Raw genomic sequence first — 12,324 nt, 5'->3', positions numbered from 1 at the left:
TATAACAAATAAAGGAGAGAATTTTCATGACAAAGGTATATTATAACGGGGATGCTAACGAGGCAGTTTTAACAAATAAAACAGTAGCGGTAATCGGGTATGGTTCTCAAGGGCATGCTCATGCTCTGAATATGAAAGAGAGTGGCGTTAATGTAATTGTTGGGTTGCGACCAGGAAAATCATGGGACCAAGCGCAAGCCGATGGCTTTAATGTCATGACAGTACGCGAAGCGAGTGAGCAAGCAGATGTAATTATGATTTTATTACCAGATGAGTATCAACCAGTCGTTTTTAATGAGGAAATTGCTCCTGCGCTTCAACCAGGAAATGCGTTAGCATTTGCGCATGGTTTTAATATTCATTTTAGTCAAATTGTGCCTCCGGCTTTTGTTGATGTATTTTTAGTAGCACCAAAAGGGCCAGGACATTTAGTGAGACGTACGTATACGGAAGGGGCAGGTGTACCAGCACTTATTGCGGTTGAGCAGGATGTAAGTGGCGAAGCTAAGGAGGTCGCACTTGCTTATGCGAAGGCAATTGGATCTGCGCGTGCAGGTGTATTAGAAACAACGTTCCAAGAGGAGACAGAAACTGATTTATTTGGAGAGCAGGCTGTTCTTTGCGGAGGATTAACTTCATTGGTTAAGGCGGGCTTTGAAACGTTAGTAGAAGCAGGGTATCAACCAGAAGTAGCTTATTTTGAATGTTTACATGAACTAAAGCTTATTGTTGATTTAATGTACGAAGGCGGTATGGCTGGTATGCGCTATTCTATTTCAGACACAGCGCAATGGGGTGACTTTGTATCAGGTCCGCGTGTTGTCAACGAATCGGTTAAGGCTGAGATGAAAAATGTTTTAACAGATATTCAAACAGGTAAATTTGCAAAAGGTTGGATTCTAGAAAATCAAGCAAACCGTCCAGAATTCAATGCTATTAATAAGCGTGAAAGTCAACATCAAATTGAAATTGTAGGAGAAAAGCTTCGTGAGATGATGCCATTTGTCAAACAAAAGCAACAAAAAGCGGTGGTCACGAGTGCGAAAAATTAGCATATTTGATACAACGTTGCGAGATGGTGAGCAATCAGCAGGTGTAAACCTAAATTTTATCGAAAAAATGGAGATTGCTAGACAGCTAGAACGACTTGGAGTGGATATTATTGAAGCTGGTTTTCCTGCCTCTTCAGAAGGGGACTTTCAATCTGTGCAGGCTATTGCTAATACAATAAAAGGGTGCTCTGTAACAGGCTTATCAAGGTCTGTTCAATCGGATATTGATTCAGCTTGGCAAGCTCTAAAAAGGGGTGCTGAGCCTCGCTTACATGTGTTTATTGCCACATCACCGATTCATATGAAATATAAGCTCAGACAAACACCAGAGCAGGTAATTGAGTCAGCTGTTCAAGCTGTTCGCTATGCTAAAAAGTTCTTTCCTATTGTACAGTGGTCTGCCGAGGATGCTTGCCGCAGTGACTTAGCTTTTTTATCAACTATTATAGAAGCTGTCATTGATGCAGGGGCTTCGGTCATAAATATTCCTGATACGGTAGGGTATATCACACCGAAAGAGTACGGAGATATTTTCCAACATCTATTTAACAATGTTCCTAATATTGCGGAAGCAAGCTTATCTGCCCATTGTCATGATGATTTAGGAATGGCTGTTGCAAACTCATTAGCTGCTGTCGAGAATGGTGTTTCACAAATTGAAGGAACTATTAACGGGATTGGAGAACGAGCGGGCAACGCGGCTTTAGAGGAAGTTGCTGTCGCGCTGCATATACGAAAAGACTATTATAATGCAGAAACGTCTTTAGCACTAAAGGAAATAAAACGAACTAGTGATTTAGTCTCTAGATTAACGGGTATGGTTGTCCCTGCTAATAAAGCGGTTGTTGGGAATAATGCCTTTGCTCATGAGTCAGGTATTCATCAAGATGGTGTGTTGAAGGAAAAAACAACGTACGAAATCATTTCGCCAGAGCTCGTTGGGGTTGCTACAAATGCCCTTGTTCTTGGGAAGCATTCAGGGCGCCATGCTTTTAAAAAGAGAATCGACGAGCTTGGTTTTCAAGTATCAGACGAAGAAGTGGCATCTTTGTTTAAACAGTTTAAAGATTTAGCAGATAAAAAGAAGGATGTAACCGAGGAGGATTTAGTGGCGCTCATACTCGGCGAAAAGCTTGCGAATTACTCCGCAGTATATTCTTTACAATCTATTCAAGTGCAATACGGTACAAATCACATACCGACAGCTACTATAACTTTAAAGGATGTACACGGTGAACTACAACAGGATGCGGCAACAGGAGCCGGTAGTGTCGAGGCTATATATAACACATTAGAACGAATGATTGATGCAGATGTGAAGCTTCTAGATTACAGGCTGCAATCTGTATCTGGTGGCCGTGATGCTCTTGCTCAAGTGTATGTGAAAATGACGTTTGATGGGAAAGAAACAAGTGGGCGAGGAATTGCACAAGATGTCCTTGAAGCGTCAGCGAAGGCTTATATAAATGCAATTAATAGAGTCTTATATATGAAAAAAGCAGCATTAATGAAAAAAGAACTAGCCTTGTAAAACCCCATAAGAGGGTGTTCTAAGCGAGCTTTAGCTGCGAAGGGGAAAACTAAAAAAATGGAGGGGACGTTGGTGAATAAATCGATTGCGGTATTAGCAGGGGATGGAATTGGTCCGGAAATTACAAGAGGTGCTATCGAAGTATTAAAAGTTGTTGGCGAGCGCTATGGGCACAAATTTGAATTTCATCAAGGGCTGATAGGTGGTGCTGCAATTGATCAAACAGGCACACCACTCCCTGAGGAAACATTAAACATATGTAAAAAAAGCGATGCTATTTTGCTAGGAGCAGTGGGAGGCCCGAAGTGGGATAAAAATCAAAGTCATCTTCGTCCGGAAACAGGTTTATTACAGCTTAGAAAAAAACTAGAGTTGTATGCAAATCTACGTCCCGTGCAAGTGTTTAAGAGCTTACGAGATGCGTCACCTATTCGTGCAGATCTTATTCAAGACGTTGATTTAATGATTGTGCGTGAATTAACTGGTGGACTGTATTTTGGCACTCCGAAAGGGCGATCTATTCAAAATGGTGTGGAAACGGCTGTTGATACGTTATTTTATGAAAAATCTGAGATGGAACGTATCGTTAAAAAAGCATTTGAACTAGCACAGAGTAGGAGCAAGAAGGTTACCTCAGTTGATAAAGCGAATGTGTTGGAATCAAGTCGAATGTGGCGGGAAGTAGCAGAAAATGTAAGTAAGGAGTTCCCTGATGTAAAGCTAGAGCATATGCTCGTGGATAATGCTGCCATGCAGTTAATACGAGACCCTAAACAATTTGATGTGGTTGTTACAGAAAATATGTTTGGTGATATATTAAGCGATGAAGCTTCTATGCTGACAGGTTCATTGGGTATGCTGCCATCTGCAAGCTTATCTATGTCTGGTTTGCACTTGTATGAGCCAATACATGGTTCAGCTCCAGATATCGCTGGAGCGGGCAAGGCTAATCCGATAGCAACGATTTTGTCTGTCGCGATGATGCTTCGAATGTCTTTTAACATGGATAAAGAGGCTGAGGCTGTTGAGAGGGCTGTCAATGATGTACTTGATGCGGGTTTCCGTACAGCTGATATAGCAGATGGAGAAAAATGTATTACAACAAATGAAATGATTCATGAGATAAAAGCGGAGATAGCAGGAACAGGTATGATTTCCAGCATAATGGCTATTTATGCATAAAACAAACTCAACAGAAGGAAAGGAAGTAAACTCTTCCTTTCCGTTTTTTTAAACTATTATATTACAGCCGATCCAAGTTACTCGAAAGGGCTTGGAATTACGCGAGTATAAATTACAAGAATAGCCCTTACAATTGCAGTAATTACGTCTTCTATTATTTGTTAATGAAAGGTGGACAGCTGATGACAAATAAAAAAACTATTATCGAAAAAATATGGGAACAGCACATTGTGTACCGTGATGAGGGGAAGCCAGATCTTTTATACATTGATTTACATTTAGTCCATGAGGTTACATCTCCACAAGCATTTGAAGGCATACGTTTGAAGAATCGTACAGTTAGAAGACCAGATTTGACTTTTGCTACAATGGACCACAACGTACCAACTGTGGACCGCTTTAACATTCATGATGAGATTGCTAAAAAGCAGCTTACGACGTTAGCTGATAATTGTCAGCAATTTGATATTGAGTTAGCCGATTTAAATAGTGAGCACCAAGGAATTGTGCATGTTATAGGCCCTGAGCTAGGTTTAACTCAACCAGGAAAGACGATTGTATGTGGTGATAGCCATACGTCTACACACGGTGCGTTTGGTGCGTTAGCATTCGGCATTGGTACGAGTGAAGTAGAACATGTACTAGCGACTCAAACGTTGTGGCAGCATCGTCCTAAAACGTTGGAGGTTAGAGTTACAGGTACCCTTGCACCGGGAGTAACTGCTAAAGACGTAATTTTGGCTTTCATCCGAAAATATGGTGTTGATTTTGGTACGGGCTACGTCATTGAATATACAGGAGAGGTCATTCGCAATATGAGTATGGAGGAACGAATGACAATTTGTAATATGTCTATTGAAGCAGGAGCGCGTGCTGGATTAGTTAGTCCGGATGACACAACATTTGCGTACTTGCAAGGGAGAAAACACGTTCCACAAGGTGAGAAATTTCAGCAAGCGGTAGCTAAATGGCGTCAGTTGGCAACTGATGAAGGATCTGTTTACGATAAATCTGTTGTTCTAAATGGCGAGGAGATTGTTCCGACAGTTACTTGGGGAACTAATCCAGGCATGAGTGTAGGTGTGGATGAGGTTGTTCCGTATGTTGAAAGTTTTACAATGGAAACTAGTAGAAGAGCAGCTGAACAAGCATTACAATACATGGGCTTACAGCCAGGTACAAAGATAACAGACATTCCTATACAACATGTATTTATTGGTTCTTGTACGAATTCTAGAATTTCTGATTTACGGGAAGCAGCCCACATTGTACAAGGACAAAAGGTAGCCAATGGAGTTCGAGCGCTGGTAGTACCGGGTTCTCAGAACGTACGAAAACAAGCTGAAGAGGAGGGGCTAGCTCGTATTTTTATAGAGGCAGGATTTGAATGGCGTGAGGCAGGCTGCAGTATGTGTTTAAGTATGAACCCAGACCGTGTACCTGAAGGAGAACGTTGTGCATCCACTTCTAATAGAAACTTTGAAGGGCGTCAAGGTAGAGGTGCAAGGACACATTTGGTGAGTCCAGCTATGGCGGCGGCGGCAGCCATTCATGGGTATTTTGTAGATGTGAGAAAGATACAAAGCTATGTAGGAGCTACACAATCATAAGGAAGGAGGCTTACGATGCAGCCATTTCGTAAATACAAAGGAAAAGTAGCAGGATTAGACCGTGTTAATGTTGATACCGATCAAATTATTCCGAAGCAGTTTTTAAAAAGAATTGAACGTACAGGCTTCGGACAGTTTTTATTTTATGACTGGCGCTATAAACAAGAGGATGTTATAAATGAAGATTTCGAATTAAATCGACCTGAGAATGCTGGTTCTAGTATACTGATAGCAAATGATAATTTCGGTTGTGGATCGTCAAGGGAGCATGCACCTTGGGCTTTATATGACTATGGCTTTAAAGTTGTAATAGCTCCAAGCTTCGCTGATATTTTTTACAGCAACTGCTTGAAAAATGGTTTATTACCCATTCGCTTGTCAAAAGAAGCGGTGAATGAGTTGCTAGAAAAGGCAAAGAACGCTGATTATGAGTTAGTAGTTGATCTGCCACAGCAGACAGTTCAAGATGAGCAAGGCTTTAGTTGTACATTTGAAATTGATAACTACTGGAAGGGAATGCTCGTAAATGGCTGGGATGAGATCGATGTTACGCTGAAATATGATGCATTCATAAATGAATATGAACTACAGCATTAAAGCCGGTATTTCCGGCTTTTTTTGTGGAATCTATCATTAAAAGGTTGTAAACTCAATTTATTTTTAATACTAATCAAGCCGAAGTAAGGTGAGAGAGAGAAGGAAGTAACATAATTTAAAATAAAAATAGTTTATAGCATAAAAGGATTGGCTATTCTTTTTGATAAGATATTGTTTTTGGAACGGAATTCCTCTTTTTAGGCAAAACCTTGTTTTATTTGGGAATCATTGCTAAACTTTTGTTAATTGATTGAAGGAATGATGTGTATGAAAAGGAAGCAAAAAGATAAGGTTGTTCCGATACCTGGATTAGTAGATAGATTGTTAAAACAAGGATTAGAAGCGGTTGAAAATAAGAAGTATAGAGATGCTTATCCACTGCTTTTACAAGTGAAAACATTTGATGAGACATCAATCGATGCTGAAATTGGAATTATTATATGCTTAATAGAGCTTGGAGAATTAAAAGAAGCAAAAGTACGATGTAAGGAATTATTAAAAAAGGGTGAAGGTGATTACTTTCAAATCTTCCAAATATACGCTACTATATTGCTTCAGTTACACGAATATAACGAACTTATTTCCGCTGTTGAAGGTCTTTTGGAGGAGCAGAATGTCCCATTAGTTAATAGAGACAATCTATTTAAAATGCTAGAGTTTTCTAAAAGAATGCGTACATTTAATGATTCACAGGAGGAGGAAAATCAAAAAATTGATATATCCTCTTCCCCGCAGGCAAATGTAAAGGAACTTCTTCACCATAATGATCTTAAAGAACAGTGGTCGGCGTTACAAACATTAAAGCACCGTAATATACAGCCTCATCTTTCTGTATTAGAGGAGTTTCTGTTAAAAGGTGATCGTCATCCTGTTTTAAAAAGTCTAGCAGTACATGTGTTAATGGAGCACAACATTACTAAACCAATAAAGGTTGTGAAATTTGATAAAGAAACCACCATTGTACCAAGTGCGATAAATGAGATAGAGAGTGAGGAATTCACTAACAAAATACTAGAATGTCTCGATAGTGAAATTGGACAAGACAATCCGACTTTATTTGAAGCCCTAAAGGAGCTGTGGATTCGTTTCCAATATGTAATCTTTCCTTTTAAGCCTGATCCTGACGAGCCAGAGATATGGTCTGCCGCGTTACATATAGTAGGAGCTAAGATGTTTGGTGACACTTTAGCGCACAAAAGATATACCTCACTATCTCAAGAAGATTTAGAAAGAGCTTGTGAACAAATAGAGATGATAGAAAAAATTTCATTTGTATAAAATCGACTAATTGTTTGAAACAAAAACGTTGTATGCTATAATGTAGTGGTTGTATATATGTATAGTACATATGTTTGAACTAACTCATTTTCAATAATATAGTTGAGAAATGTAGAAACACAAATAGATGTTGGAGGGAAATAAGCAAATGACTGCAAAATGGGAAAAGCTTGAAGGTAATGAAGGTGTTTTAACGATTGAAGTTGACGCTAGCATAGTAAACGAAGGATTAGATAAAGCTTTCAAAAAAGTAGTAAAACAAGTGAATGTTCCAGGATTCCGTAAAGGTAAAATGCCTAGACCAATCTTTGAAAAACGCTTTGGTGTAGAATCTTTATACCAAGATGCACTTGATTTTATTTTACCAGAAGCTTATTCAAATGCTGTACAAGAGACTGGTATCTTCCCAGTAGATCGTCCGGAGATTGATATTGAGCAAATGGAATCAGGTAAAAACCTTATTTTTACAGCAAAAGTAATTGTGAAGCCTGAAGTAGCTTTAGGTGATTACAAAGGTCTTGAAGTAGAAGCTATCGATACAACTGTAACTGATGAAGATGTTGATAATGAGCTTAAAGGCTTCCAAGAGCGTCAAGCAGAGTTAGTTGTTAGAGAAGAAGGTGCTGTAGAGACTGGCGATACAGTAGTTATGGATTTTGAAGGATTTGTAGATGGTGAAGCGTTTGAAGGTGGAGCATCTGAAAACTATTCATTAGAAATCGGTTCAGGTCAATTCATCCCAGGTTTTGAAGACCAATTAGTTGGACTTGCGACTGGTGACGAGAAGGAAGTAGAAGTAACGTTCCCTGAAGAGTACCACTCTGAGGAACTTGCTGGTAAACCTGCTGTATTTAAAGTGAAAATCCATGAAATCAAAACGAAAACTCTTCCTGAGCTTGATGATGAGCTAGCAAAAGACATCGATGATAGCGTTGAAACGTTAGAAGAATTAAAAACAAAAACTCGTGAGCGTTTAGAGTCACAAAAGAAACAAGATGCTGATAACCAGCTTCGTGACGCATTAGTAGAAAAGGCTACTGAAAACGCAACAGTTGATATTCCAGAAGCTATGATTAATACTGAAATTGAGCAAATGCTTCAACAATTCGAGCAACGTTTAAGTCAACAAGGTTTAAACCTTGAGTTATACTACCAGTTCTCAGGTCAAGATGAGGAAGCTCTACGCGAGCAAATGAAAGCAGATGCACAAACTCGCGTAAAAGCTAACTTAGTGCTGGAAGCTATTGCTTCAGCTGAGAATATCGAAGTAACAGATGAAGATGTTCAAGCTGAAATCGATAAGCTAGCAGAAATGTACCAACGCCCTGCAGATGAGATTAAAAAGCTTCTTGGTTCAATTGAAGGACTAAAAGAAGATTTAAAAATTCAAAAAGCAGTCGAATTACTTGTAGAAAATAGCAAAACTGTTGCATAATAATAATATAAACTACAAACAAGGCGCGACATGCTCGTGCCTTGTTTTATACCCAATTATTTGGGGAACACTATTTTATAATGCATGGACCCGCCACTTTTTTGTACATAATAGCAAGGAACAAGTGTTACAGTTAGTAGTACAACCACTTTTTGTGTTACGATGAAATACATAACCTTTTTTGGGTCGAATGCATTGCTTATGTTTAGCAAGGAATATAGAGAGAATAATTTTAAGGGGTGAAACAATGTTTAAATTTAATGATGAAAAAGGTCAATTAAAGTGCTCCTTCTGTGGAAAGACACAAGACCAAGTTCGTAAGCTTGTAGCAGGTCCCGGCGTATATATATGCGATGAGTGTATAGAACTATGTACAGAAATTGTTGAAGAAGAATTAGGCACAGAAGAAGAAGTTGAATTTAAAGATGTTCCAAAGCCTAAGGAAATTCAAAATATTCTCGAGGAATATGTCATCGGCCAAGATGCTGCAAAAAAATCATTAGCTGTTGCTGTTTATAATCATTATAAGCGGATCAACTCAAATAGTAAGATAGATGACGTTGAGCTTTCTAAAAGTAATATTGCTATGATTGGACCGACAGGTAGTGGTAAAACGTTATTAGCACAAACTTTAGCTCGTATTTTGAATGTGCCGTTTGCTATTGCAGATGCGACTTCATTAACAGAAGCGGGATACGTTGGCGAGGATGTTGAAAATATCTTACTTAAGCTTATCCAAGCAGCTGATTACGATGTAGAACGTGCTGAAAAAGGTATTATTTACATTGATGAAATCGACAAAATTGCACGCAAGTCTGAAAATCCATCTATTACACGTGATGTTTCAGGTGAAGGTGTGCAGCAAGCCTTACTTAAAATTCTTGAGGGGACTGTCGCAAGTGTACCTCCACAAGGCGGACGTAAGCACCCGCATCAAGAATTTATTCAAATTGATACAACAAACATACTATTTATTTGTGGTGGGGCGTTCGATGGTATTGAACAAATCATTAAACGTCGTTTAGGTAAAAAAGTAATAGGTTTTGGCGCAGAAAGTAAGCAAGAGGTAAATGAAGACAACTTACTATTGAAGGTTTTACCTGAAGATTTACTTCGCTTCGGCTTAATCCCTGAATTCATCGGGCGTCTACCTGTTATTGCAAGCTTACAACAGCTTGATGAAGCAGCATTAGTAGAAATTTTAACAAAACCGAAAAATGCTCTCGTTAAGCAGTTCCAAAAAATGCTTGATCTTGATGATGTTGAACTTGAGTTCGAGGAAGACGCATTACGTGAAATTGCAAAAAAAGCGATGGAACGTAAAACAGGAGCTCGTGGTCTTCGTTCAATCATCGAAGGTATTATGCTTGATGTAATGTTCGAACTACCTTCTCGTGATGATGTTGTTAAATGTGTCATCACGCCAGAGACAGTTCTTGAGAACACAACACCAAAGTTGTTTTTGAAAGACGGTTCATTGCTAAAAAATGATGAAAAATCTGCATAAATTTTTACAAACGCTATTACTTAGTAGTAGCGTTTTTTTTCTGTTTCGAGCAACAGCATCAATAAATTAAAAATTTTAGTCAAATTAAAGTAAGTCCCTATTTTAAAGGCAAATGATCTCCTCACAAACACATGGAAATATTTGCAGTATATTTTTCCTAGGTAAAACTTGTTTATATGAGTCAGCACACGGAGATAATAGAAGAAAACCAGGATCAACGTGTAGGAGGAGTCATATGAGTTGGACAGGAATAGCGTTATTTATCCAGTTGTTTTTTGGTGTTATCATTGGAATGTATTTCTGGAATTTACTGAGAAATCAACGTTCACAAAAGGTAACAATAGATCGTGAATCAAGAAAAGAAATGGAACAGCTACGCAAAATGCGTGCAATAACCTTAACGGAGCCGTTAGCAGAAAAAGTAAGACCATCTAATTTTTCAGAGATTGTCGGTCAAGAGGATGGAATTAAATCTTTAAAAGCAGCGTTATGTGGACCTAATCCACAGCACGTTATCATTTATGGGCCACCAGGTGTTGGGAAAACTGCCGCAGCACGACTCGTGCTTGAAGAGGCTAAGAAAAATGCTAAATCCCCGTTTAAACAACAAGCTGTATTTATCGAGTTAGATGCCACAACGGCCCGTTTTGATGAACGAGGTATAGCCGATCCACTAATTGGCTCTGTTCATGATCCAATATATCAAGGAGCAGGGGCGATGGGGCAAGCAGGTATTCCGCAGCCAAAACAAGGGGCTGTTACGAATGCACATGGTGGAATATTGTTTATTGATGAAATAGGCGAGCTTCATCCGATTCAAATGAACAAGCTATTAAAAGTTTTGGAAGATCGCAAAGTATTTTTAGAAAGTGCTTATTATAGTGAAGAAAATAATCAAATACCAAAGCACGTTCATGATATTTTTCAAAATGGGTTTCCTGCAGACTTTCGTCTCGTAGGAGCAACAACAAGAACACCGAATGAAATCCCGCCAGCTATTCGTTCTCGTTGCCTTGAAGTATTTTTCCGAGAGTTGGACCGCGATGAATTAGCAGTGGTAGCTGAGAACGCTGTAAGCAAAGTTAATTTATCCATATCTAAAAAAGCAATTGATACGTTATCAAGCTACGCTCGCAATGGTCGTGAAGTTGTTAACATGACGCAAATTGCAGCAGGATTAGCTATTTCGGAAGATCGCGATACAATCCGCGATGAGGATATTGAGTGGGTAATTCATGCTAGTCAGTTAACGCCACGGCTTGATAGAAAAATCCATGCTAAGCCAAAAGTGGGGCTTGTCAACGGACTCGCTGTATTTGGACCGAATACAGGTTCACTTTTAGAAATAGAGGTTACTGTCATACCAGCTAGTGACGATAAAGGAACCATTAACATAACAGGCATAGCTGAAGAAGAGAGTATTGGTAACAACTCTAAATCTATTCGTAGAAAAAGTATGGCAAAAGGTTCTATAGAGAATGTCTTAACTGTACTAAAATCCATTGGTGTACCATCCGCCCAATTTGATATTCATGTGAACTTTCCAGGAGGTATTCCAGTTGATGGTCCGTCAGCAGGTATTGCTATGGCCACAGGTATATACTCCGCCATTCATAATGTTGCGATAGATAATACAATTGCGATGACAGGTGAAATGAGTATTCACGGAAATGTAAAGCCTGTTGGTGGAATTGTGCCGAAGATTAAAGCGGCGAAGCAAGCAGGATGCAAAAAGGTAATTGTGCCACATGAAAATATGCAAATGATTATGCAACAAGTCGAAGGAATTGAAGTCATACCTGTTAAACATGTTTCACAGGTGCTATCAATAGCGTTACTTGATAATAAACCAATAGAAATTAATACTAGTATTTCTCAGCCTATGAACATTTCACACACGGAATCAATGTAGAACACTGGGAGCATAAAATTAAAAGGGGCTGTCCAATAAATGCCTGGCTCCCATTCACTACTACAATATGTAGAAATGACGATCTCGTAAATTCTGCGTATTGTGTAGTATGGGGGCCTCGCACTTAGCTTTTTGGACAGCCCCTTACCTTTTGATACTAATAGCGCTAATAATGTTACCCGTATATAATCGATTGTTGAGTTGACGAAATGCCGTTTAG

General features: G+C 39.1%; 9 protein-coding genes. All 9 read left to right on the top strand.

What is annotated here, in order from left to right; genetic code table 11:
• Nucleotides 1-26: 26 nt before the first annotated feature.
• The 9 genes from ilvC (at nucleotide 27) to lonB (ending at nucleotide 12,104) form a co-directional block, all read left to right on the top strand.
• Nucleotides 27-1,052, top strand: a complete 1,026-nt coding sequence (ilvC, locus tag EJF36_RS14860; protein WP_125907067.1) for a ketol-acid reductoisomerase — start codon at nucleotides 27-29, stop codon at nucleotides 1,050-1,052.
• Nucleotides 1,039-2,583: a 2-isopropylmalate synthase gene (locus tag EJF36_RS14855; protein ID WP_125907066.1), complete on the top strand. Its 1,545-nt coding sequence runs from the start codon at nucleotides 1,039-1,041 to the stop codon at nucleotides 2,581-2,583. Before ilvC ends, EJF36_RS14855 begins: the two co-directional genes overlap by 14 nt.
• A gap of 72 nt (nucleotides 2,584-2,655) precedes the next feature.
• Nucleotides 2,656-3,765, top strand: a complete 1,110-nt coding sequence (leuB, locus tag EJF36_RS14850) for a 3-isopropylmalate dehydrogenase (protein ID WP_185806928.1) — start codon at nucleotides 2,656-2,658, stop codon at nucleotides 3,763-3,765.
• A gap of 182 nt (nucleotides 3,766-3,947) precedes the next feature.
• The gene (gene leuC / locus EJF36_RS14845) at nucleotides 3,948-5,375 is read left to right on the top strand and encodes a 3-isopropylmalate dehydratase large subunit (RefSeq protein WP_125907064.1); all 1,428 of its coding nucleotides are present in this window, start codon (nucleotides 3,948-3,950) and stop codon (nucleotides 5,373-5,375) included.
• A 15-nt stretch (nucleotides 5,376-5,390) separates the two neighbouring features.
• The gene (leuD, locus tag EJF36_RS14840) at nucleotides 5,391-5,972 is read left to right on the top strand and encodes a 3-isopropylmalate dehydratase small subunit (RefSeq protein ID WP_125907063.1); all 582 of its coding nucleotides are present in this window, start codon (nucleotides 5,391-5,393) and stop codon (nucleotides 5,970-5,972) included.
• A 267-nt stretch (nucleotides 5,973-6,239) separates the two neighbouring features.
• Nucleotides 6,240-7,250 carry a tetratricopeptide repeat protein gene (locus EJF36_RS14835; RefSeq protein ID WP_125907062.1) on the top strand — a complete coding sequence of 337 codons (1,011 nt, stop codon included), beginning with the start codon at nucleotides 6,240-6,242 and terminating at the stop codon, nucleotides 7,248-7,250.
• 148 nt (nucleotides 7,251-7,398) lie between these two features.
• Nucleotides 7,399-8,685, top strand: a complete 1,287-nt coding sequence (gene tig, locus EJF36_RS14830) for a trigger factor (protein WP_125907061.1) — start codon at nucleotides 7,399-7,401, stop codon at nucleotides 8,683-8,685.
• Between the two features lie 247 nt (nucleotides 8,686-8,932).
• A complete protein-coding gene (gene clpX, locus EJF36_RS14825) occupies nucleotides 8,933-10,192 on the top strand; it encodes an ATP-dependent protease ATP-binding subunit ClpX (RefSeq protein ID WP_125907060.1) in 1,260 nt (419 codons plus the stop codon).
• A gap of 235 nt (nucleotides 10,193-10,427) precedes the next feature.
• Nucleotides 10,428-12,104: an ATP-dependent protease LonB gene (gene lonB / locus EJF36_RS14820; protein ID WP_125907059.1), complete on the top strand. Its 1,677-nt coding sequence runs from the start codon at nucleotides 10,428-10,430 to the stop codon at nucleotides 12,102-12,104.
• Nucleotides 12,105-12,324: the final 220 nt, after the last annotated feature.

Source organism: Bacillus sp. HMF5848, assembly GCF_003944835.1.
In the GTDB taxonomy this organism is placed as follows: Bacteria; Bacillota; Bacilli; order Bacillales; family HMF5848; genus HMF5848.
The sequence above is the reverse complement of the archived record's forward strand: the minus strand, read 5'-3'. Positions and strand labels throughout refer to the sequence as shown.

Bases quoted from the DNA above. Each gene is read 5' to 3' on its own strand.
- lonB (WP_125907059.1), top strand. From the start codon at position 10,428: ATGAGTTGGACAGGAATAGCGTTATTTATCCAGTTGTTTTTTGGTGTT.
- ilvC (WP_125907067.1), top strand. From the start codon at position 27: ATGACAAAGGTATATTATAACGGGGATGCTAACGAGGCAGTTTTAACA.
- leuD (WP_125907063.1), top strand. From the start codon at position 5,391: ATGCAGCCATTTCGTAAATACAAAGGAAAAGTAGCAGGATTAGACCGT.
- EJF36_RS14835 (WP_125907062.1), top strand. From the start codon at position 6,240: ATGAAAAGGAAGCAAAAAGATAAGGTTGTTCCGATACCTGGATTAGTA.
- clpX (WP_125907060.1), top strand. From the start codon at position 8,933: ATGTTTAAATTTAATGATGAAAAAGGTCAATTAAAGTGCTCCTTCTGT.
- tig (WP_125907061.1), top strand. From the start codon at position 7,399: ATGACTGCAAAATGGGAAAAGCTTGAAGGTAATGAAGGTGTTTTAACG.
- leuC (WP_125907064.1), top strand. From the start codon at position 3,948: ATGACAAATAAAAAAACTATTATCGAAAAAATATGGGAACAGCACATT.